Below are 20,837 nucleotides of genomic sequence, written 5' to 3'. Positions count from 1 at the left end.
GAGTCCGCACAACCGATCTTGGGTCAAGCTGGAGCGAGGTGATCACGCGACGAGAGGACAGCAGATGCTGCTGGAACATCGCGGCCGTCGACCGGTCGTGCCCGAATCCGCGTACGTCGCCCCATCGGCCGTGCTCTGCGGTGCCGTCGTCCTCGGCGAAGGCAGCAGGGTCCTGCACGGTGCGGTGCTGACGGCGGAGAACGGCGAGATCCGGCTCGGTGAGAACAGTGTGGTGATGGAGAACGCCCTGGTGCGCGGCCGGGCCGATCATCCCGCGCTCATCGGCGACGCGGTCCTGGTAGGTCCTCATGCACATGTCAACGGCGCCACGGTCGAGGACGAAGTCTTCATCGCCACGGGCGCCGCGTTGTTCCCCGGTTCTGTCGCCGGCGCAGGCGCGGAACTCCGGATCAACAGCGTGCTGCACGTGAACTCGCGGCTGGAAGCAGGCGCGGTCCTCCCGATCGGATGGATCGCCGCCGGCGACCCGGCCCAGCTCTTCTCCCCCGACCGGCACGAGGAGCTGTGGCAGACCCAGCGCGACCTGGACTTCCCCGGCACGGTGTACGGCGTACCTCGCGGCACGCCCATGCGCGACATCATGGCGCGCCAGTCAGCGTTCTACGGCGAGCACGCTTCGGACCGCCCGGCAGACTCGGCCTGACTCTTCAGGTCACGGTCAGGCGGTAGTCAGGCTGTGGAGTTCGAAGCGTCGGATCTGGGCGGGAGAGGAACCCGCGCAGGTCAGGCGGGCGTCGACGGTGTCGAGGCGTGCCGAGACTTCGACGGTGATCAGGCCGTTGGCGGATGCGAGGAGGATTCGCCAGCGGTGCTCGCCGAGGACTTCAACGGTTTGCGGGAGGAGGTTGCCGAGCGCGGGTGAGTGACCGGCGGCGCGGGCGAAGTGCTGGGCGGCTTGGACGGGCGGGACGAACGCACCTGATCCACGGAGGAGATCGGGTACGACGGCGCCCTCGTCGTACTGCTTGGCGAGTTCGACGGCGCGGGCTGGTGTGACATGCCCGTAGAACAGGCCATGCGGCAGCACGACCACATTCGCGGCGAATCGGTCACCGCCGATGTGGCTGCATTCCCAGGTGCGTCCTGGGTACGCGGCAGCCAGCGCCGCGGCGACCGGGCGTCCGCGTACGGCGCAGCACGCGTCGTGCCGTCCGTGCGCGCACACGAGGTAGACCGGCTCGTTGCTCACCAGTCCCGAGTCCTTGCCGGCGAGGACCTCCAGGAGGTGTTCGTCCGTCGGCAGGGCGCCCCAGCGAACGAGTTCGCGCCCGGGGCGGCAGTCGACCAGTCCCCATCGCCGGGGAACAGTCAGATCGACGCGGCCGTACCGGCGGATCAGTACGGGCCGGATCCTCAGCTCGCGGCATCGCCGCGCAACCACATCACCCAGTTCGGCACCGGACGAGCTGTTTCGAAGGGAGGTCAGGGCCTGGCGGGGCCAGGCGGAGCGGGACTCGATGAGGAGCCAGCGCTCGGCGGGCGGGGCGGTTGCAGTCAGGGAGTCGTGACGGAGGTCGGCTAGCGCTGCGCAGCCGGTCTCCGGTCGGTACCTGACGTCACCGCTGTCCACACCACCTCACAATACTGTTGCCGACTTCAACTACCAGGTGGTTACTGGGCGGTGGCGACTACGACTGCCTCGGTGAGGAGGCGGCGCACCAGTACGAGTTGGTCGGCGTCGTCGAGGCCCGGGAGGTTTCCTACCTTGCAGTCCGCGCCCGAGACGAGTTCCGTGACGGCTGCGGTCGTGGCTGGCGGGAAGGTGATGGTTCGGTCGGGGAGTTGGAGAACGAGCGGATCACCGGGGACGAGGCGGCAGCGGAGGCCTGCGCGGAGGCGGACCGTCGTACCGACGGAGAGGGAGGTGATGGACGCGGCGTGTGCCAGCGGTGGGAGCGGAGCTGGGCGGTTGCTGGACCAGGTACGGCGGCGGAGGCGGTTGGCCAGTGCGTCCGGGGTCGCCGTCCGGAGCTCCCGCGTGAAGAGCTCGACCACCTGCGGCAGGACCTGGGCTAGGTGCTCCGGGTTGCCCGGGTCGAAGCCGAGAGGCAGTGCGGTGCGCAGGGACGCCTGATTCGCGGCTAGCGCGGCCAACTCCTGTACAAGCAGGTAGCGCGTCAACGTGTGCAGCCCGACGGTCAGGTGTGCGCTCACACCACCCAGTGCCTTGGCCGAGTGCAAGAAGCCACGGGGCACGTACAGCGCATCGCCAGGCCTCAGTACCTCGTCGATCACCGGTGCCTGTTCGCGTGCGGCCTCTTCAACGGACCGCGCGTGGTCGGTCCATGGCTGGTTGCGGAGCGGGTCGAGATGGACCGGTTCGTGCACGGTCCAGTGCTTCTCGCCGGCCACTTGCAGTACGAACACGTCGTGTACGTCGTAGTGCGCGGAGAACCCCTGCGACTCGGCCGGGGTGATGTAGGCGTTGATCTGCACCGGGTGACCCGCGTCCGCGGACAGCTGAGTGGAGAAGTCGACGAGTGCCGGCCAGGTCCGGTGCAGTGCCTGCAGTACGACGGTGTGCCCGCTGGCGAACAGCGCTGCCACCTTGTCGTCTCGTACCTGGTCCGCGATCTCCGCGCCGGCACCGGCCGGTCCGGTGAACTGACTGTCTCCGACCACCGACCCGTTCTTCGCGATCCGCAGGAACGGCGTCCGGAGGCCGCGGCGGGACAGCAGTTCGTCCACGGCGTCGAGACTGAACAGGTCGTCGTACGGCGCGGGCAGGTCGGGACCGTGGGACAGGAGTGCCCGCGAACCCCAGTAGGAGTTGGTGAACTCGTCCAGATCCCCGGCCACACAGCGCCGGAGTGCCGGGCGGTCGTCTCGCAACTGCTCACCACCATCGGCCGCCGACTGCGCGGCCGGATGGTTGTTCTGCGGGAACGGCCCGGCCTCCGGCACGGTGGTCACCAGCTTCCGGAGTTCCCGCCGGCGCCACCGTCCGCGCCACCGTCTGCGCCGCCGTCGGTCCCGCCTTCGTTCGCGCCACCGTCCGCAGTGCCTTCGCCATAGCCGCCGCCACCGGCGCCACCGTCAGCACCGCCGTCGGTCCCACCTTCGTTCGCGCCACCGTCCGCCGTGCCTTCGCCGGCCCCGCCGTCAGCGCCACCATCCTGAGTGCCGGGCGAGGCGCCACCGTCGGCCGGCCCCTCGCCGCCGCCCGCACCACCATCGGCACCACCATCGGCACCACCATCGGCGCCGCCGTCCGAGGAGGACTCCTCGCCGTACCCGCTACCCCCGCCGCCAGGAGCCGCGGTCGAGCCGCCGGCCGTGGTGTCGTTGCCCTCGCTCGAGTTACCGCCGTCCGAGCCTCCGTACTCGCCGGTGCCACCTTCGGACGAGGTGTTCATGTCGTCATCGCTGAGACCCATTGTGCTGCTCCCTTCGCGAACGGCCAGAAAGTTGCCCGGGGAATACCAACCGGGGCACTGGTCATCTTGTGCGCAAAGAGGACCTCAGCTAAACCCCCCGCGCGTTACAGCGCCAACTCGATTAGGCGGCAGCAGCTCCGACAGCACCTTCACGAAACCGTCGGTCACGTCCTCAGGCCGTACGGCGACCCGCAACCAGTCCGGCCCGAGACCCGGGAACGTGTCCCCTCGCCGTACCGCAAATCCCTGTGCACGCAGGGATTCCCGCACTTCCGCCGCTCCCGGTACATGGACGAGAACGAACGGGGCCCGCGCCACGCCGTACGTCGAAAGTCCGTTCACCGTTCCGAGGTTGTCAAGCAGATGGACACGTTGGCGTTCGATGTCGAGCGCAGCCTGGGCCGCTTCCGCGACGGCACGCTCGTTGCTGCAGGCAATTGCCGCCGCAAGTGCAGGAGTGGACACCGGCCAGTGCGGCTGTACCGCGGCCAGTTGCTCGATCAGACCCGCGCCGGCGATGACGTACCCGACCCGCAAACCCGCGAGTCCCCACGTCTTCGTCAGGCTCCGCACCACCACGAGCCCGGGGATCGACGCGCCGGCCAGCGACTCGGGTTCACCGGGTACGGCGTCCATGAAGGCCTCGTCGACGACGAGGATCCGGTCGGGTCGCGCCAGTTCGCGCAGGTCGTCGGCTCGGTGCAGCACCGACGTCGGGTTGGTGGGGTTACCAATGACAACGAGATCAGCGTCGGCCGGTACGGCGGACGGGTCCAGCGTGAACCCGTCCTCGGGCCGCAGGATCACTCGGTCGACCAGGTGGCCGGCCGAACGCAACGCCGCCTCGGGCTCGGTGAACTGTGGATGAACCACGACCGGATGCCGCGGCCGGAACGCCCGCGCGATCAGGACGAACGCCTCCGCGGCCCCCGCGGTCAGCAGCACCCGGTCCGGCGCGACACCATGCCGGTGCGCGACCGCGGCAACGGCCGCGTCCTGGCGTGGGTACGCCGCCAGATCGGTCAGGCTCGCCGTGATGGCGTCGAGCAACCAGGGCGGGGGTGTGCCCGCGCGGACGTTGACGGCGAGGTCGACCAGCCCCTCACCGACCTCGAGATCGCCGTGATGCTCCAGATCAAACCCATCCGCCACGCCCAGGAGGCTAACGGGTCAGCCAGTTTTTCGGACCAGCCGGTCCGCGCACTGGTCAACGGGGCGTGACTGAGTACCGGCGGTTCTGCAGGGAGGGGTTGCGCTTGCGTACCTCGGCCAGCCGCTCGGCCGAGATCTCCGCGAACGCATGTCCGTCCGACTCGCCTACGGACGCCAGTGCGATGCCCTGCGGGTCGACGACCTGGCTGAGGCCGCAGTACTTCTTGCCGTTCTGCGCAGCCGCTGCGACGTAGCAGGTGTTTTCCACAGCACGGGCAGTGAGCAGTGTGGTCCAGTGGTGCTCCTTGAGCGGTCCGCGAACCCAGGCGGCTGGAACGACGAGCACCTCGGCGCCGGCGTCGACCAGCGCCCGAGAGAGTTCTGGGAAGCGCAGGTCGTAGCAGGTCATCAGACCGAGCGAGTGGTCGCCGACCTGCACCACAACGGGAGCTACGTCACCAGGTGTCAGCTGGTCGGACTCCTTGTACCCGAACGCGTCGTACAGGTGGATCTTGCGGTAGGCGCCGAGCAGTACGCCGTCCGCGCTGACAGCCAGGAGTGTGTTGTACGGACGATGCTCGTCGCAGCTGCGTTCGAACATCCCGGCCACGATCGCCACGCCGTGCTCGACCGCAGCCTTCCGAAGGGTCGTGACGAACTCGCCGTCGAGCGCCTCGGCGGCCTCCGCGACCGACTCCCCCTCGACCGCGAAGTCGGACATCATCGCTTCCGGCAGCACCACAAGGTCAGGCCCGCCCTGCGCGGCGTCAGCGACCAGACGGCTGACCGCGTCCCGGTTGGCGGCCTTGTCGTAGCTGCTGGCGGTCTGCACCACGGCGATCCTCATCTCCCCATGGTGCCGCAGGCTGCTGCAACCCAGCGAGCGCACCAGCTCCGGGGCACCGGCAGTACGACGCCGCCGGCGTACGACAGCTGCACCGGATCGTCGCGCTGCGCGGGTTCGGGTTGTCGCTGGCGGAGGTCGGGCGGGAGGCGCTGCTTCCGAAGGACTGAAGCCGACGGACCCGAGGCCGGCCAGATGCGAGACTGCTGGGGTGGAGTTCGATGTGGTGGTGCTGGCGGGGGGCGGGTCCACTCGCTTCGGTGGGGTGGACAAGGCGATGCTCGTGCTCGACGGGATGTCGTTGCTGGATCGGGTGTTGACGGCGACAGCAGGTGCCGCCTCGACTGTCGTAGTGGGCCCGGTGCGTACGACGTACCGGGCCGTGGACTGGACTGTGGAGGACCCGCCGTCGGGCGGACCGGTGGCGGGTCTGGCGGCTGGACTGGCGCATGGGACCGCGCCGATTGTCGTCGTGGTGAGTTGTGACCTGCCGTGGATCACCGAGGACGACGTGACGGCGCTCGTTGCGGGCCTCGGAGACCACGACGGGTTCGGTCTGCGCGACACCGACGGTCAGGAGCAGCAGCTCGCGACCGCGTACCGGCGTACCGCGCTGGCGCAGGCGATCCACGACGTAGGCGACCCGAGAGACAAGTCGGTACGCCGGACGCTCGCCGGCCTCGACCTCGCCTGGACCGAACCGACCCACGCAGGCGACGACGTCGACACCTGGTCGGACCTGGACGACTGAAAACCGCTGGACGGCGATCGTAGGTTCGACGCATGGATGTCGCGCAGCTGGTGAGGGACGTCGCCGGGCTCGACGTCAGCGAGGTCGTGGAGCGCACCGGCGGGCAGTTGAGCACCGTGTACGAGGTGCGCACGTCGGCCGACCCGGTGATCGTGAAGGTCTACGCGCCGGAATGGCTCTGGAAGCAGGCCAAGGAAGTGCACGTCTACGGGATGCTTGAGCGGGAGCTCGCCGGCTCGATCCCACGGGTGCTGCACGTCGGCGACGGCGTCACGATGCTGTCGAAGGTCGACGGCGTTCCACTGTCCGAGGCCGAGCCGCCCGACTGGCGGGCGATGTACGCGCAGCTCGGCGAGTTGTTGCAGCGCGTTCACCGCATCGAGCAACCGGCGTACGGCTATCTGACCGTTCAGATCCTCGACCCGCTGCCGGACAACGACAGCTACATGCGACGGCAGTTCGCGAAGAAGCTGCACGAGTTCGAGCAGCTCGGCGGTGACCCGAAGCTGCACGCCGACATCACCACCCATGTCGAACAGCACGCGCACCTGTTCGCGGACAACCCGGCAGCCGTCCTGTGTCACAACGACTTCCACGAAGGCAACATCCTCGTGGACCCCGCGACCTGGCGGGTGAACGGGTTCATCGACGTGGAGAACGCGATCGCCGCCGATCCGCTCATCGACCTGGCGAAGACGATCCAGTACTCCGCCCGCGACAACCCCGAGAAGCTCGCCGGCCTCACCGACGGGTACGGCGCCGTACCGGAGGACCGGGTCGACCTCTACCGGCTCTATCACTCGCTCGAACTATGGGACTGGTTCCAGTCGATAGGCGAGACCACTTACCTCGACTCCATCGCAAACGACCTGGCGAAACTGGTCGAGCGCTGAGGGTAGGTTGGGCAACATGCGAGCTGTCGTGGTTCATGGTGCCGGCGGAATCGACCTCCTCGGGATCGGCGAGATCCCCGACCCGGAACCGGCCGTCGACGAGGTCGTCATCGACGTCGTCGCGGCCGGCGTGAACCGCGCCGACCTGCTCCAGCGGCAGGGGTTCTACCCACCGCCGCCAGGCGCTCCCGGCACGATCGGCCTCGAGGTGTCCGGCCGGATCGCCGCGGTCGGCGCCGAGGTCGAGGACTGGTCGGTCGGCGACGAGTGCTGTGCGCTGCTCGCCGGCGGCGGGTACGCCGAGAAGGTCGTCGTGCCCGCCCCGCAGGTGATGCCCGTGCCGCACGGTCTCGACCTGGTCAGCGCGGCCGCGCTGCCCGAGGTCGTCGCGACCGTCTGGTCCAACGTCTTCATGACCGCGCACCTCAAGGCGGGCGAGACCCTGCTCGTGCACGGCGGCTCGTCCGGGATCGGCACGATGGCGATCCAGCTCGGCGTCGCGCACGGCGCGCGGGTGCTGACCACGGTCGGCAGCAAGGAGAAGATGGAGTTCTGCACCCGGCTCGGTGCGGACGTCGCGATCAACTACAAGGAAGCCGAGTGGGCGTCCGTGGTGAACGAGGCGACCCACGGCGCGGGCGCCGACGTGATCCTCGACATCATGGGCGCGAAGTACCTGACCGACAACGTGAAGTCGCTCGCGTACGACGGGCGGCTCGTGGTGATCGGGATGCAGGGCGGCGCGAAGGGCGAACTGGACCTCGGACGGCTGCTCAGCCGGCGCGGATCGGTGATCGCCACCGGCCTGCGGTTCCGTTCGGTGGCGGACAAGGGCCGGATCATCGCCGAGGTCGTCGGCCACGTCTGGCCGCTGATCGCGGAGCACAAGGTCCGCCCGGTCGTGCACTCCACGTTCCCGCTCGCCGAGGTCGCGAAGGCTCACGAGACGCTGGAGCAGTCCACCCAGCTGGGCAAGGTCCTGCTCACTCTGTAGGCAGGTTGGCGGCGACCCATTCCGGGTCGGGCTCGACCAGCTGGATCACGTCGATCCAGGTGCCCGCCGGGTCGCGGACAAAGAAGTGCCGTTGGCCGAAGACCTCGGTCTTCGGGTCGCCCTCCAGCTTCACGCCGCCGTCACGGAGCGCGGCGGCGATCTTGTCGGCGTCGTCGACGATGAAGCCGAAGACGCATGCGCTCTCGGTCTGCGCCGACACCGCCGCCGGAATCGTCGGGTGGCCGCGCTCCATGATCGCGAGCTCCCAGTCCGCCGTGCCGCGGCGAACCGTGATGAACCAGCCGAGATCGATCCCGATCTGCAGGTCGAGGTACTGCGTGTAGAAGGCGGCGACCTCCGAGGGGTGGTCGGTGACGACGGTCGCGCCGAATGCCGCGGGTTGCATAGAATCTCCTGACTACTACAGCTGTTGTTGTTGTGTACGACAGTTGTAGTGGAACTCTGCTAGCATTGTCAACATGCCCCGGAATCCGGAACGCCGTACCCAACTGGCCGACGCCGGCCTGGCCGTGCTCGCGGAAGCCGGCGCTCGCGGCCTGACGCACCGAGCCGTCGACGCCGCCGCCGGACTCCCGGCGGGTACGGCGTCCAACTACTTCAAGACCCGCGACGCCCTGCTCGGCGCACTCGGCGAGCGGATCTTCGAACGCCTCGCTCCGGACGAGGCCGTCCTCGAACCACTCGCCGCCCGCGAGCCGGGCCTCGAACTGATGACGGACTACGTGCACTACATCGTCGAGCGCCTGCTCGGTCGGCCGGAGATCACGCTCGCCCTGCTCGAGCTCCGCCTCGAAGCGGCCCGCCGCCCCGGGCTGCACGAGATCCTGTCGCGCACGCTCCGCCAAGGCTTCGACGCCGACGTCGCCTTCAACGCGAACGCCGGCCTGCCAGGCGGCGCAGAGGAGATCCGCCTGCTGCACTTCGCCATCGACGGCCTGGTCCTCGACCAACTGACCCCGGGCACCGGACGCCCGTACGACGTGGAGGCGATCACCGCCCGCCTGGTACGCCGCCTGACCCGCGAGGATTGACGGCCGCATACTCGGTATGCATACTCAGTATCTATGTCGATCAGGCATGGATTGCTGGCGCTGCTCCAGGACGAGCCGAAGTACGGCTACCAGCTGCGCGGTGAGTTCGAGGCAGCCACCGGGGCGACCTGGCCGCTGAACATCGGGCAGGTCTACACGACGTTGACGCGCCTCGAGCGCGACGGCCTCGTCCGGGCCGCGTCGTCGGAAGGTGACGGCCGCTCGATGTACGAGATCACCGACGCCGGGCGGACCGAACTCGCGAACTGGTTCCAGACCCCGGTCGCCCGGGAGTCGCGCCCACGTGACGAGCTCGCGATCAAGCTCGCCCTGGCGCTCGCGGTGCCGGGCGTCGACGTCAGCGCCGTGGTCCAGCGGCAGCGGATGTCGACCATGCAGTCGCTGCAGGAGCTCACCCGGCAGAAGCGCAACAGCGCGGAGGGCGAGATCTCCTGGCAGCTGGTCATCGAATCGATGATCTTCGGCGCCGAGGCCGAGATCCGCTGGCTCGACCACTGCGAGGCGATGCTGTTACGCCACCGCGGCAAACCACGGCCCGCTCCCCAGACGTACGACGTACCGGCTGATCAGGAGGCGCGCTCATGATCCTCGACATTCGGAAGTTGACGCGGACGCACGGTCAAGGTGAGCAGGCCGTGCATGCCTTGCGGGGCGTAGATCTGGCCGTGGCGCCGGGGGAACTGGTCGCCGTGATGGGCCCGTCCGGGTCCGGCAAGTCGACATTGCTCACCTGCGCCGGCGGTCTCGACCAGCCGACCGCAGGCGAGGTGCTTGTCGACGGCAACGATCTCACCACGCTCGGCCGGAACGCCGTGGCGGCGCTGCGTCGGCGCCGGATCGGCTACGTGTTCCAGGACTTCAACCTGATCCCCGCACTGACCGCGGCCGAGAACGTCGCGCTCCCGCTGGAGCTGGACGGCACGCGGAGCCGGGCTGCCTACAAGCACGCCGTCACCGCACTGCAGGAGGTGGGAATCGAGGAGCTCGCCGACCGCTTCCCCGACGACATGTCCGGTGGTCAACGGCAACGAGTGGCGATCGCCCGCGCGATCGTCGGCGAACGCCGCCTGCTGCTCGCCGACGAACCGACCGGCGCGCTCGACTCCGACACCGGCGAGGCCGTACTGCGGCTGCTCCGGGACCGCTGCGACCAGCACGGCATCGGCGGCGTTCTCGTCACCCACGACGCCCGGCACGCCGCTTGGGCGGACCGCGTGGTGTATCTGCGCGACGGCGTACTGGTAGGACAAGCGGGCCCGCTGCCGGATGCGGACGCGCTGCTGCAGGAGAGCCGCTGATGGGCAAGTGGGCTGCGCCGCTGCGGATCGCCCGGCGTACGGCGCGAAGATCACTCGGCCGCACGTTGCTCGTCGCGGCGCTGATCGGCCTGCCGGTGCTGGCTGCGACATGGCTGGGCATCGTGCTGAAGTCCGCGAGTCCGAGCGGCGAAACGCTGGCCGCCAACACGATCGGCCGCGCGGACGGCCGGCTCGACGTCACGCAGTACGACAAGCTCCAGGTGCCGCCGGGCCAGGAGATGACGTACGGCGAACCGCCGCCGGCCGAGGGCCACGACAAAGCGGTCCGCACACCGTCCACGTTCGACCCGAGCCCGCTGCTCCCGGCGGGGACGAAGCTGGCCCGCCCGTTCGTCGACTCCGGCATGGTCGAGGTCCGTGTCCCGGAGTCGAAGACCTCGGTCACGCTGCTCACGGGCGACGGCGCGAATCCGCTGACGACCGGAACCGTGAAGCTCGACAAGGGCCGCCTGCCGGCGAAGGCCGACGAGGTCGCGATCTCGCCGTCACTCGCGGAGAAGCTCGGCTCGGCCGACACAGTCGAGAGCACGACCGGCAAGAGGTACACCGTCGTCGGCATCACCCGGATGCTCACCATGCAGAGCGCGCCGGCGATCTTCGCCACGCCCGACTCCACGCTGTACGAAGTCGATCCGACTCGCACGGTCCAGTACCTCGTCGACCTGCCGGACTCGGCTGATCTCAACCAACTCAGCACCGAGCTGATCAACAACGGCCTGTTTCTCTTGCCGCGAGCAACCATCGTCGATCCGCCGCCGGACCCGTACGGCACGACCGCCGACGACATCGGTCCGTACGCCGCGATGGCGCTGGTGATCGGCTTCGGCATCCTCGAGATCGTCCTGCTCGCCGGTACGGCGTTCGCGGTCGGCGCGCGCCGCCAGACCCGCGAACTCGGTCTGGTGATGGCCGCCGGAGGTACGCCGGGCGACGTCCGGCGGATCGTCGTGACGCAAGGTCTGTTCGCCGGGCTGGTCGGCGTGGCCGGCGGACTGGCGATCGCCGGTCTCGCGGTGTTCAGCGCGAAGCCGGTCTGGGAACGGATGACGGACACGATCTTCACGGCGTGGCAGATCCCCTGGGGCACGATCGTGGCGATCGCGGTCCTCGGTCTCGGCGCCGGACTCGCCGCTGCCGTCGTACCGGCGATCAGTGCCGGTCGGCAGGCGCCGATGGCTGCGCTGGCCGGCCGGTTCACCGTGACTGCGAAGGCGGCGCGGATCCGGATCGCCGCGGTCGTCCTGCTGGCGGCCGGGCTGGTGTCCGTGTTCGCAGGCAGCGCGCTGATCGCCGCGGCGTTGAAGTCGGCGCGGCACTCGCCGCTGGGTCAGCAGGCGACCGCCACGCCGAGCGGTCCGATCGCGCTGGTGCTGCTCGGCATCACCGCGTCCGTCGCCGCACTGGTGTGGATGCTGCCGAGTCTGGTCGCCAAGGTCGCCGGCCTGGCGCGGTCGCTGCCGTTGAGCGGCCGGATGGCGATGCGCGACGCCGCGCGGCACCGGCATCGCACGGGTCCCGCGACGGCCGCGATCATGATGGCCGTCGCCGGCACCGCCGCGGTCGCGTTCGCCGCGTCCAACTCGATTGCCGCCGACGCCGCGAACTACATCGCAGTCGGTCGGCACGGTGACGCCGTACTGCGTGTCAATCAAGGCGTTCCGGGTGAGATCAAGTACACGCCGGCGCTCGTCTCGGGACTGGACAGTCAGTTGCCGGTGCGGACGCAGTACGAGCTCGGCGACGTACTGCTGCCGAACCAGAAGCCCAACCAGTACGGCTACCTGCCGATCCTTGCGGTCGCGACGCCGGAGAACTCCGAGGGGATGAACGGATTCAGCCTCCAGGCGGCGGATCCGGCGTTCATCGCCCGGTTCGGGGAGTACGGCGAGAAGGCGGCCGCCGCGCTGCGGGACGGCAAGGTGGTGGTTCCGGACGTCAAGCTCGACCCGGGACAGAAGGTTGCCATGCACAACGATGACGACCAGAACTACCTGCGGAACCTCGACGCCGTGTCGTTCGGCCGCCCGCCCGCGGTTCAGTTCCTGCGGGACACCGCGTTGATCAGTCGGGACGCGGCCCGCGAGCTGGGAACGATCCGTGTCAGCGAGGTGCATTTCGAACTGACGAGGGAGCCGTCCAAGGACGAGCTCGGCGCAGTCGCCCGGACGCTCGGGACGGACGAGGGGCTTCAGGTCGAGAAGGGGTACCAGAGCCCGGGGCGGCTCTTCCTGATCGGGATCCTGCTCGCGGCGACGGTGGTCACACTGCTCGGCGTCGCGATCTCGGTGTCGTTGTCAGCTGCCGAGGGACGGGCCGATCTGGCCACGCTGGCGGCGATCGGTGCGCCCCCGAGGCGACGGCGGTCGCTCGCGGCGGCGCAGGCGTGGGTGCTCGGACAGCTGGGCTGCGTGCTGGGCGTGGGGGTCGGTGCGCTGTACGGCTACACGGCGCACGCCGCGTTCGGGTCGCCGCACTTCGTGGTCCCATGGGCGGAGATCGGCGGGATCGTGGTCGTCGTACCACTGTTCGCCGGTCTGCTCGCCTGGCTCCTCACCCGATCCCGTCTACCGATGGTCAGCCGCATCGACTAACGCGATCTCGGGGTAGGCGACGGGGTACGGCGGTGTGCTTGTGATGCGCCATTGGCCACAGGCACACCGCTGGTACACGACCAGCCCTTCACTGACGTGGTGGCTCGAGATCGCGGACCAGCGATGGCGGTGGAGGTCGGTCATGGATCCATCGTGATGTAATGGCCTTATGCATCTCAACCCTTACGGCGCGGACGCGGTCCTGCTCGCGGTGAACCTGGTGACCCGCCCGGCGACCACGCCGGACGAGCTGGCCGAGCGGTGCGAGGAGAGCGGCGTCGAGAGCCGCCTCGTGCGCGAGCGGCACGTCACCGCCGCGGATCTGGCCGCGGTACGCATCGCGCTCGACGAGTGGCTGCGGGTCGTGGACGCACCGGACGAGCAGGCGCGGGTCGACCTGGTGAACGCGATGCTCGCGAAGTACACCGAGCATCCGCGGCTCACCAACCACGCCGGCGACGGCTGGCACATGCACTACCGCCCGGACAACGTGCCGGTCGGGCGGCTGGTCGCGACCCTGATCAGCACCGGTACGGCGTTGCACCTGGCCGGCCGTGGCATCACCCGGCTCGGCCGCTGCTCCACCGAAGGCTGCGACAACGTGTACGCCGACCTTTCCCGCACCGGACGCCAGCGCTACTGCAGCCCCGCCTGCGCCAACCGGGACGCCGTACGCCGCCACCGCGCCCGCACGACCTGATTCCCCTCCTTGAGCACCGCTCAACCAGAAATCGACGCCGGAGATGGTTGGTGGGGGCTCAAAGATGACCCCGGCCTAGGATGGGCAGATGAGCGAGAGCAGCAGCGAGGGCCAGGAGATTCCGATGGCCGGGGCGCGCACCGAAGACGGCAAGGTGCTGATCGTCGGGCCGGACGGCATGGCCGTCGAGGGACCGCCGCGCTCCGACGACGACGAGCACGACAACGAACCGCGCTCCGTGACCGAGCTGGTCGAGCAGCCGGCCAAGGTGATGCGGGTCGCCAACATGATCCGGCAACTGCTGGAAGAGGTGAAGTCGGCACCGCTCGACGAAGCTTCCCGGGCGCGGTTGCGGGCGATCCACGAGGCGTCGATCAAGGAACTCGAGAGCGGCCTCGCACCGGAACTGGTCGAGGAGCTGGAGCGTCTCAGCCTCGACTTCACCGACGACAGCACTCCGACCGACGCCGAGCTGCGCATCGCGCAGGCGCAGCTGGTGGGCTGGCTGGAAGGCTTGTTCCACGGCATCCAGACGGCGTTGTTCGCGCAGCAGATGGCCGCGCGTCAGCAGCTGGAGCAGATGCGCCGCGCGCTTCCGGGCGGTCAGCAGTTGCCCGGCGAAGAGCACCCCGGCTTCCCCGGCGGGCCGCAGGCCGGCAACACCGACGGCCCGGGCAGCGGCGGGATGTACTTGTAACGCCTTATTTCAAAGGCTGGAAGAACTCCTCGAGGACGGCGGCGACGCCGTCCTCGTCGTTTGCGGGGGCAGTTTTGTCCACCATTGCGAGGACTTCGGGATGCGCGTTCGCGACGCCGTACGACGTTCCGGCCCAGGCGAGCATCGGGAGATCGTTGACCGAGTCACCGAAGGCGATCGTCTCAGCAGCCGAGATCCCTTGTGTGGCGGCGAAATCGGCCAGCATCGAGGCCTTCGAGACCCCGCTCGCCGAAATCTCCACCAAACCGTGACCTCCACTGTGACTGGCCGTCACTCGTTGGCCCACCAACGGATTCACCAGGCCGAGCAGTTCGTCGGAGTGCATGCTCGGATGCCGGACGAGCAGCTTCGCGGCCGGCTCCGCCAGCAGTTCCTCCACCGCGGCGATCAACGTGTTGTCCGGTTTCGGCCAGCGATTCAGGTAGACCGGTTCCTGTCCGTAGCGGTCCGGTCGCTCGATGGCGAACTGTACGTCCGGAATCGCCGCGCGGATCGCCTGCGCCACGTCGAGTGCGACCGCTGGGTCGATCAACCGGGTCCGAATCGCCTTACGGCGCAGGACGTCGTACAAAATGGAGCCGTTGGCAACAATCGCGACACCGTGGTCGCCGACCAGGTACGACAGGTCGTGCAGCCAGCGAGGTGGCCGGGCGGTGACCATCACGAAAACACTTCCGGCCTGCTGTGCCGCGAGGACCGCGGCGCGAGTCCGCTCGGACACGGTGCCGTCACTGCGGACGAGCGTTCCGTCGAGATCGGTGGCTATCAGGCGGGGGTTTCGCGGGGCCGTCACCGGGTAACGATATCGCCACAGTGCCGACGCACGAGCCGGTCGCGCACTACCCTTCCGAGTGCCTCGGGCGCAAGCGGTACGACGTTGGCTTCAGGTCTTTTTGACTTATCTGATTGAGCTTTTGACAACGTCATCAGACCGTTACGGCAGGATGCTGCAAAGGCAGCAAGTTCCCCTGCGCCACCCCGTTGGTGCGTGATTTCATGCGGTGGTCTGGCGGGGAACCGGGGGCTGTTCGTTCGCGTCGTAAGCGTGTTCTGGATCAGCGCGACTGATGCCGCCCCACCTCCGGAAGCACATACAAGCGTCGAAGAAACTGTTGTGGAATTGGCTGCAACCAAAACCACGGCAGCGACGTCAACAGTTATGGATCGGTGCGTCCCGCGCCCGGGACGACACGGTGGGCCGGCGAAGTACGCAGGTCCATCAGCTAGCGGATCCGTGCGAACGAACGTCGTTCACCGTTCGTTCATTCGGGTCTTGATACTTGGGGAGCCTTGATGATCGTCAACAGCGCCAATCTAGCGGGGCCGGGGGGCAGTAGCTCTCGAGCGGCTGTCGACACATGTTCCAACGGGGAGGGAGCAATGACCGGCTGCATCGCTCGTTCCGACATCTTTCAGCACCGCCTGATGGAAGAGCCGCCGCCGGCGTCCGCAACCCGTCGTACCAGGGAGCGGTACGAGCAGCTTGTCCGCGAGGCCAAGACGCTCTGCGCGTCGTGCCCGCTCTTCACGGACTGCCTGTACAGCGCCGTCGCCGAGCACGACGTGAGCGGCTTCGTCGCCGGAACCACTGCTGTACAACGGCGTTCGATCCGCAACCTGCTCGACGTCGAGGTGCAGGCGGACGACTTCGACCAGCTTGCCGGCGCGCGGGGCACCCGCCGTCCGGTCAGCCACGAAGAAGTTCTGCGGCTGCGCACGCAGTACCCGAACGACAGCCTGGAGTCCCTGGCCATGCGGCTGGGTTGCTCGCTGTCGACGGTCAAGCGGCACCTGCGGCGGGCCCGTCGCGGCCAGAGCCCGGCAGCCAAGACGCCGCGGCCGCGGCCCGAGGTCGGCGCCGTGCTGGACGCGTTCGACACCGTCGTCGACCAGCAGCACCAGCCACGCCGCACCGGTAGCAGCCGAGTGGCCTGATCCGATACTCGGCCCGCCAGCGGACTATCGGAGACTGAACGATCGAAGGCCCGGACGCCCTGTAATTACAGGGCGTCCGGGCCTTTCGCTTGCCTCGAGCAATCCAGTTGTCAAGCCTTTCGGTTCTGACCGAAAGGGCTTGCCTCAGAACCAGCGGTTGAGTACGGCGGCGACGCCGTCGTCCTGGACGGACTTGGTGACCTCGTCGGCGGCGACCTTGACCTCGTCCGGGGCGGAGTCCATCGCGATGCCGAGACCCGCGTAGGTGAGCATCTCGATGTCGTTGCGTCCGTCACCGATCGCCAGCAGGCCGGCCGGGTCCAGGTCGTGCTGTGCGAGCGCGACCTTCAGGCCGGTCGACTTGTCCACACCCTCGGGCGCGATGTCCAGCCATGCGGTCCAGCCCACGAAATAGCTGACACCGTGCAGGCCGAGGCGTTCCGCCAGGTGGACGAAATCGCTCTCGGACTGGTCCGGGTCCCGGATGATCAAGCGGGTCACGGGTTGCGGTGCGAGCTCGTCGTCGCCGACCACCCGGATCCGCGCGTCCGCGCCGAGGTCGCCGTCCGGGAACGGCGCGGTGACCAGGTAGCTGCCGTCCTGGTCCTCGACCGCCATCCGCGCGTTGGGCGCGTACCTGCGCACCGATGTGATCACCGTCGACGGGTCGAAGGTCCGCTCGTCGACGACTTCGCCGTCCGGGTAGCGCAGCGTGCGCGCACCGTTGCTGCAGACAACGAATCCGCCGGACCGGAGGCCGAGCCGCTCGGCCACCGGCCTGGTGGTCGACCAGGCCCGGCCGGTGGCCAGGATCACGGGCACCTGCGCTGCGGTACGTCGAACCGCGTCGACGACTGCGGGCGACATCCCCTCGTCGTGGTCGATGAGCGTGCCATCGATGTCCAGGGCAACGGCCGTCGGCCGTGGTCCGTCCGTCATTTGGCCACCGGTTCGAGGACCTCGCGGCCGCCGACGTACGGCTGCAGCGCGGTCGGTACCCGGACCGAGCCGTCGGCCAGCTGGTGCGTCTCCAGGATCGCGACGATCCAGCGGGTGGTCGCCAGCGTTCCGTTCAGCGTCGCGACCGGCTGCGTCTTGCCGTCGGCGTCCCGGTGCCGGATGTTCAGGCGGCGGGCCTGGAAGTCCGTGCAGTTCGACGTCGAGGTCAGCTCGCGGTACCGGCCCTGCGTCGGCACCCACGCCTCGCAGTCGAACTTCCGGTACGCCGAGACGCCCAGGTCACCGGTCGCGGTGTCGATCACCCGGTAGCTCAGCTCCATCTTGTCGAGCATCTCCTTCTCCCAGGCCAGCAGCCGCAGGTGCTCCGCGGCGGCCTCCTCCAGGCTGCAGTAGGAGAACATCTCGACCTTGTCGAACTGGTGGACACGGATGATCCCGCGGGTGTCCTTCCCGTGCGAGCCGGCTTCCTTGCGGTAGCAGGACGACCAGCCCGCGTAGCGGACGGGGCCATTGGACAGGTCGAGGATCTCGTCCATGTGGTAGCCGGCCAGTGCGACCTCCGACGTACCGGTCAGGTACAGCTCGGGGTCCTCGAGCCGGTAGACGTCGTCGTGCGCCGACAGGTAGCCGGTGCCGCCCATCACCTCGGGCTTGACCAGCGTCGGCGTGATCATCGGGGTGAAGCCGTTCTCCACCGCCTGCTGGACGGCCAGCTGGAGCATGCCGAGCTGGAGCAGCATCCCGACGCCCTTGAGGAAGTAGAACCGGGATCCGCTGATCTTCGCGCCGCGTTCCATGTCGATCGCGCCGAGCAGCTCGCCCAGCGCCAGGTGGTCGCGGGGCTCGAAGCCCTCGGCAGCGAAGTCGCGCGGCTTGCCGACCTCCTCCACCACGACGAAGTCGTCCTCGCCGCCGACCGGGGCCTCGTCGGAGACCAGGTTCGGCAGGGCGGCGGCGAGCTCGTCGAAGCGGCGGCCGGCGTCGTTCGCGGCGGCCTCGTTGGCCTTCACCTCGGCGGCCAGCGTCTTGGTGCGCTCCAGCAGCGCGGTGCGCTCGTCGCCCTTGGCCTGGGCGACCTGCTTGCCGAGCGACTTCTGCTCGGCCCGGAGCGCCTCGAAGGCGGAGATGGACGATCGACGCTCCCCGTCGGCGACCAGGATCTGGTCGACCAGGTCCGTACTCTCGCCACGCTTGGTCAGGGCGGCGCGCACGACATCAGGGGTCTCACGGAGCAGTTTCGCGTCAATCACACCCTGAGGGTATCGGGGCGTGTCAGAACCGGCGAAGTCTATTCGGGATGATGGTCTAGGTACACGTGACCATCTAGGGGGATCTGAGCGGGCCATGAACCACCACCCACCCACTCCGATCGGACGTGTGCTCACGGTCGTGCTGGGTGCGTTGCCGTTCACGGTGATCACGGTGCTCGTGTTCGGGGAGTGGCCGCCGCTGGCTCGCTGGGACCAGTCGGTCGCCGCGCGTGCCGCGTCGTACGGCGCCGCCCACGAGAGTGTCGTCGACTTCTGGCAGGTCGTCGGGGCGGTCGTGCTGCCGTGGACGTCGCGGGCGGTGATCCTGGTTGTCGCGGCGTACCTGTGGCATCGCCGGGCGCGGCTGCTGACCATCTGGCTGATCACGTCCGCCGCCGCCGAGCTGGGCCTGGTGCAGGCGGTCAAGGCGATCTTCGAGCGGGAGCCGCCGGCGCTGATGCTGGTCGAGAACAGCGGGTTCTCGTACGTGTCCGGTCACGCGACGGCCGCGTTCGTGATGGCCGGCGCGCTCGGCGTCGTACTGCCGTCGGTGCGGGGCTGGCGGCGGCGGTTCCGGCTGCTGGTGCTGCTGCCGGTGCTCGCGGTGGTGTGGATCGCGTCGGCCGACCGGATCGCGCTGAACGTCGAGTACGTGTCCGACATACTCGGCGGCTGGGCGCTCGGGCTGGCGATCCTGACCGCGACGTCGATTGGTTTCGGCCTCCGGCCGGGGCTGCGGCGGCGCCGTCGGCGTACCCCGTCGGACGACGACGGTACGACGGCTCCGCCACGGGCGTCGGTCATCGTGAATCCGATCAAGGTCGGCGACGGCGTGGCGTTCCGGAGGAAGGTGACCCGGGCACTCGCGGTCCGTGGGTACGACGATCCGCTCTGGCTGGAGACCCGCGTGGACGACGCCGGGAACGCGATGGCGAAGCTGGCGATCGAGAACGAGTCCGACCTGGTGCTGGTCGCGGGCGGCGACGGTACGGTCCGGGTCGTGTGCTCGGCGCTCGCGCACACCGGGATTCCGGTCGGCGTGATCCCGGCCGGCACCGGGAACCTGCTGGCGCGCAACCTGCACATCCCGCTCGACCTGGACGACGCGCTGGAGCGGATCCTCGAAGGACGCGACCGGCGGATCGACCTGGTCCGGGTCCACGGTGACGAGCTCGACACCGACCGGTTCGCGGTGATGGCCGGGCTCGGGCTGGACGCCGCGATCATGTCCGACGCCCCGCCGCACCTGAAGAAGCAGATCGGCTGGACCGCGTACCTGGTGTCGGCGGCGAAGAACATCAACCACCCGTCGGTACGCGTCCAGATCACCATCGACGACGCCGAGACGATCGAACGCCGCGTCCGCACGGTCGTGATCGGCAACGTCGGCATGCTGCAGGCCAACATCCCCCTGCTGCCCGACGCCCGCCCCGACGACGGGCTGCTGGACGTCGTGGTGATCGCGCCGCGGCGGGTGACCCAGTGGCCGATCGTCGTCTGGCGGCTGCTGACCCGCACCAACCGCACCGACATGTACCTGGAACGCTTCACCGGCCGCAAGGTCGAGCTCGTCGCCGCCGTGGACGTCCAACGCCAACTCGACGGCGACCCGATCGGCCCCGGCCGCTCCCTCTCCACCGAAATAGAACCCGGCGCCCTGACCGCCCGAGTCCCCAAACGCCGCTAGGACCCTAGGGCTGCTCTGACTCCTTGCGGAGGGTTTCCAGGGCCTCTTCCTCTTCTGGGGAGAGTTTGGACTCGCTGGTGAAGGACTTGATTTCCTTGGCGTAGGTGCGGGCGTCGGCGCGGCTGTTGATCGAGGTCAGGACGACGCCGTCGCCGTTGTCGTCGAGGATCGCCATCGACCAGGAGAGCTTGCCGCCGGTTTCGCCGAAGGCGTCGTACCGGACGACGGCCAGGTGCTGGAGGGTTTCCTTCAGTTCGCCGCGGGTGACTTCGAGGTCCTTGCCGAGCTTGCGCAGCTCCGACTTCACGGTGCCGGGTTTGGCCTCCGGCTGGGCCGGTTGTGGTTCCGGCTGGGGGAGTGCGGTCGGTGAGCCGTGGTCCGACGAGACCGTCCGGGCCCGGAGGGCCTGGATCGCGAACACCAGGGCAAGCACCGCCACGAAGAGGGCGGCGACCCCGAAGGCACCGGCTAACGTCGAAGACACAGCACGAGAGCCTAAGGCATCGAGTGTTGTGCCTGAGTGTTCAGGTGATCGCACAGCGTGCATGGTCGAGGACGGATGCGGTACCTCG

General features: G+C 68.8%; 22 protein-coding genes and 1 pseudogene. 13 read left to right on the top strand and 10 right to left on the bottom strand.

The window, feature by feature from the left end:
* Positions 1–64: 64 nt before the first annotated feature.
* Positions 65–664, top strand: coding sequence for a gamma carbonic anhydrase family protein (locus E0H45_RS12225; protein ID WP_131337103.1), 600 nt, complete (start codon positions 65–67; stop codon positions 662–664).
* Between the two features lie 15 nt (positions 665–679).
* On the opposite strand, the gene E0H45_RS12220 is transcribed toward E0H45_RS12225, so the two are convergent.
* The 5 genes from E0H45_RS12220 to E0H45_RS12200 form a co-directional block, all read right to left on the bottom strand.
* Complete coding sequence (locus tag E0H45_RS12220) at positions 680–1,591, bottom strand: sucrase ferredoxin (protein WP_131337102.1); 912 nt, start codon at positions 1,589–1,591, stop codon at positions 680–682.
* A 41-nt stretch (positions 1,592–1,632) separates the two neighbouring features.
* Positions 1,633–2,934 carry a cupin domain-containing protein gene (locus E0H45_RS12215; protein ID WP_238154928.1) on the bottom strand — a complete coding sequence of 434 codons (1,302 nt, stop codon included), beginning with the start codon at positions 2,932–2,934 and terminating at the stop codon, positions 1,633–1,635.
* Complete coding sequence (locus tag E0H45_RS12210; RefSeq protein WP_131337100.1) at positions 2,931–3,398, bottom strand: BatC protein; 468 nt, start codon at positions 3,396–3,398, stop codon at positions 2,931–2,933. Before E0H45_RS12210 ends, E0H45_RS12215 begins: the two co-directional genes overlap by 4 nt.
* An 84-nt stretch (positions 3,399–3,482) precedes the next feature.
* Positions 3,483–4,550, bottom strand: a complete 1,068-nt coding sequence (gene cobC, locus E0H45_RS12205; protein ID WP_238154927.1) for an Rv2231c family histidinol phosphate aminotransferase CobC — start codon at positions 4,548–4,550, stop codon at positions 3,483–3,485.
* Between the two features lie 55 nt (positions 4,551–4,605).
* Positions 4,606–5,397, bottom strand: coding sequence for a carbon-nitrogen hydrolase family protein (locus tag E0H45_RS12200; RefSeq protein WP_131337096.1), 792 nt, complete (start codon positions 5,395–5,397; stop codon positions 4,606–4,608).
* A gap of 35 nt (positions 5,398–5,432) precedes the next feature.
* Here E0H45_RS12200 and E0H45_RS43845 point away from each other — a divergent pair.
* The 4 genes and pseudogenes from E0H45_RS43845 to E0H45_RS12185 form a co-directional block, all read left to right on the top strand.
* Positions 5,433–5,564 (top strand): annotated as a pseudogene (locus E0H45_RS43845) (MerR family transcriptional regulator); the annotation flags it as partial.
* 41 nt (positions 5,565–5,605) lie between these two features.
* Positions 5,606–6,145, top strand: a complete 540-nt coding sequence (gene mobA / locus E0H45_RS12195; protein ID WP_238154926.1) for a molybdenum cofactor guanylyltransferase — start codon at positions 5,606–5,608, stop codon at positions 6,143–6,145.
* 32 nt (positions 6,146–6,177) lie between these two features.
* Positions 6,178–7,038, top strand: a complete 861-nt coding sequence (locus E0H45_RS12190; protein WP_131337091.1) for an aminoglycoside phosphotransferase family protein — start codon at positions 6,178–6,180, stop codon at positions 7,036–7,038.
* Positions 7,039–7,054: 16 nt separating this feature from the next.
* Positions 7,055–8,032, top strand: a complete 978-nt coding sequence (locus E0H45_RS12185; RefSeq protein ID WP_131337089.1) for an NAD(P)H-quinone oxidoreductase — start codon at positions 7,055–7,057, stop codon at positions 8,030–8,032.
* Here the strand turns inward: E0H45_RS12185 and E0H45_RS12180 are convergent.
* Complete coding sequence (locus tag E0H45_RS12180; protein WP_131337087.1) at positions 8,022–8,438, bottom strand: VOC family protein; 417 nt, start codon at positions 8,436–8,438, stop codon at positions 8,022–8,024. The genes E0H45_RS12185 and E0H45_RS12180 overlap by 11 nt on opposite strands.
* A gap of 73 nt (positions 8,439–8,511) precedes the next feature.
* Here E0H45_RS12180 and E0H45_RS12175 point away from each other — a divergent pair, with 73 nt between their 5' ends.
* The 6 genes from E0H45_RS12175 (at position 8,512) to E0H45_RS12150 (ending at position 14,412) form a co-directional block, all read left to right on the top strand.
* Positions 8,512–9,084 carry a TetR/AcrR family transcriptional regulator gene (locus tag E0H45_RS12175; protein WP_131337085.1) on the top strand — a complete coding sequence of 191 codons (573 nt, stop codon included), beginning with the start codon at positions 8,512–8,514 and terminating at the stop codon, positions 9,082–9,084.
* Between the two features lie 33 nt (positions 9,085–9,117).
* The gene (locus E0H45_RS12170) at positions 9,118–9,690 is read left to right on the top strand and encodes a PadR family transcriptional regulator (RefSeq protein WP_131337083.1); all 573 of its coding nucleotides are present in this window, start codon (positions 9,118–9,120) and stop codon (positions 9,688–9,690) included.
* Positions 9,687–10,403, top strand: a complete 717-nt coding sequence (locus E0H45_RS12165; protein ID WP_131337081.1) for an ABC transporter ATP-binding protein — start codon at positions 9,687–9,689, stop codon at positions 10,401–10,403. Before E0H45_RS12170 ends, E0H45_RS12165 begins: the two co-directional genes overlap by 4 nt.
* Positions 10,403–13,015, top strand: a complete 2,613-nt coding sequence (locus E0H45_RS12160) for an FtsX-like permease family protein (protein WP_131337079.1) — start codon at positions 10,403–10,405, stop codon at positions 13,013–13,015. Before E0H45_RS12165 ends, E0H45_RS12160 begins: the two co-directional genes overlap by 1 nt.
* A gap of 169 nt (positions 13,016–13,184) precedes the next feature.
* On the top strand, positions 13,185–13,715 hold the full coding sequence (locus E0H45_RS12155) for a CGNR zinc finger domain-containing protein (protein WP_131337077.1): 531 nt from the start codon (positions 13,185–13,187) through the stop codon (positions 13,713–13,715).
* 88 nt (positions 13,716–13,803) lie between these two features.
* Positions 13,804–14,412 (top strand): proteasome activator, encoded by a 609-nt coding sequence (locus tag E0H45_RS12150; RefSeq protein WP_165546416.1) that lies wholly within the window; start codon positions 13,804–13,806, stop codon positions 14,410–14,412.
* A gap of 4 nt (positions 14,413–14,416) precedes the next feature.
* Here E0H45_RS12150 and E0H45_RS12145 read toward each other — a convergent pair whose 3' ends face one another.
* Positions 14,417–15,226, bottom strand: coding sequence for an HAD family hydrolase (locus E0H45_RS12145; RefSeq protein ID WP_131337074.1), 810 nt, complete (start codon positions 15,224–15,226; stop codon positions 14,417–14,419).
* Between the two features lie 587 nt (positions 15,227–15,813).
* Here E0H45_RS12145 and E0H45_RS12140 point away from each other — a divergent pair.
* Positions 15,814–16,368: a WhiB family transcriptional regulator gene (locus E0H45_RS12140; RefSeq protein WP_238150764.1), complete on the top strand. Its 555-nt coding sequence runs from the start codon at positions 15,814–15,816 to the stop codon at positions 16,366–16,368.
* A gap of 144 nt (positions 16,369–16,512) precedes the next feature.
* On the opposite strand, the gene E0H45_RS12135 is transcribed toward E0H45_RS12140, so the two are convergent.
* Positions 16,513–17,307, bottom strand: a complete 795-nt coding sequence (locus tag E0H45_RS12135) for an HAD family hydrolase (RefSeq protein WP_131337070.1) — start codon at positions 17,305–17,307, stop codon at positions 16,513–16,515.
* Complete coding sequence (gene serS / locus E0H45_RS12130) at positions 17,304–18,578, bottom strand: serine--tRNA ligase (RefSeq protein ID WP_131337069.1); 1,275 nt, start codon at positions 18,576–18,578, stop codon at positions 17,304–17,306. Before serS ends, E0H45_RS12135 begins: the two co-directional genes overlap by 4 nt.
* A 127-nt stretch (positions 18,579–18,705) precedes the next feature.
* Here serS and E0H45_RS12125 point away from each other — a divergent pair, with 127 nt between their 5' ends.
* Positions 18,706–20,265: a bifunctional phosphatase PAP2/diacylglycerol kinase family protein gene (locus tag E0H45_RS12125; protein ID WP_238154925.1), complete on the top strand. Its 1,560-nt coding sequence runs from the start codon at positions 18,706–18,708 to the stop codon at positions 20,263–20,265.
* A gap of 4 nt (positions 20,266–20,269) precedes the next feature.
* On the opposite strand, the gene E0H45_RS12120 is transcribed toward E0H45_RS12125, so the two are convergent.
* Complete coding sequence (locus tag E0H45_RS12120) at positions 20,270–20,749, bottom strand: DUF4446 family protein (protein ID WP_238154924.1); 480 nt, start codon at positions 20,747–20,749, stop codon at positions 20,270–20,272.
* Between the last annotated feature and the right edge of the window lie 88 nt (positions 20,750–20,837).

Origin of the sequence: Kribbella soli, from assembly GCF_004331345.1 — a bacterium.
Lineage (GTDB): Bacteria > Actinomycetota > Actinomycetes > Propionibacteriales > Kribbellaceae > Kribbella > Kribbella soli.
Note: the sequence above shows the minus strand (reverse complement) of the source record. Positions and strands in the feature narration are given on the sequence as shown.

Coding starts and splice junctions, on each gene's coding strand:
- E0H45_RS12225 (WP_131337103.1), top strand. CDS start 65: ATGCTGCTGGAACATCGCGGCCGTCGACCGGTCGTGCCCGAATCCGCG.
- E0H45_RS12210 (WP_131337100.1), bottom strand. CDS start 3,398: ATGGGTCTCAGCGATGACGACATGAACACCTCGTCCGAAGGTGGCACC.
- E0H45_RS12200 (WP_131337096.1), bottom strand. CDS start 5,397: ATGAGGATCGCCGTGGTGCAGACCGCCAGCAGCTACGACAAGGCCGCC.
- E0H45_RS12190 (WP_131337091.1), top strand. CDS start 6,178: ATGGATGTCGCGCAGCTGGTGAGGGACGTCGCCGGGCTCGACGTCAGC.
- E0H45_RS12185 (WP_131337089.1), top strand. CDS start 7,055: ATGCGAGCTGTCGTGGTTCATGGTGCCGGCGGAATCGACCTCCTCGGG.
- E0H45_RS12180 (WP_131337087.1), bottom strand. CDS start 8,438: ATGCAACCCGCGGCATTCGGCGCGACCGTCGTCACCGACCACCCCTCG.
- E0H45_RS12175 (WP_131337085.1), top strand. CDS start 8,512: ATGCCCCGGAATCCGGAACGCCGTACCCAACTGGCCGACGCCGGCCTG.
- E0H45_RS12170 (WP_131337083.1), top strand. CDS start 9,118: ATGTCGATCAGGCATGGATTGCTGGCGCTGCTCCAGGACGAGCCGAAG.
- E0H45_RS12165 (WP_131337081.1), top strand. CDS start 9,687: ATGATCCTCGACATTCGGAAGTTGACGCGGACGCACGGTCAAGGTGAG.
- E0H45_RS12160 (WP_131337079.1), top strand. CDS start 10,403: ATGGGCAAGTGGGCTGCGCCGCTGCGGATCGCCCGGCGTACGGCGCGA.
- E0H45_RS12155 (WP_131337077.1), top strand. CDS start 13,185: ATGCATCTCAACCCTTACGGCGCGGACGCGGTCCTGCTCGCGGTGAAC.
- E0H45_RS12150 (WP_165546416.1), top strand. CDS start 13,804: ATGAGCGAGAGCAGCAGCGAGGGCCAGGAGATTCCGATGGCCGGGGCG.
- E0H45_RS12140 (WP_238150764.1), top strand. CDS start 15,814: ATGACCGGCTGCATCGCTCGTTCCGACATCTTTCAGCACCGCCTGATG.
- E0H45_RS12135 (WP_131337070.1), bottom strand. CDS start 17,307: ATGACGGACGGACCACGGCCGACGGCCGTTGCCCTGGACATCGATGGC.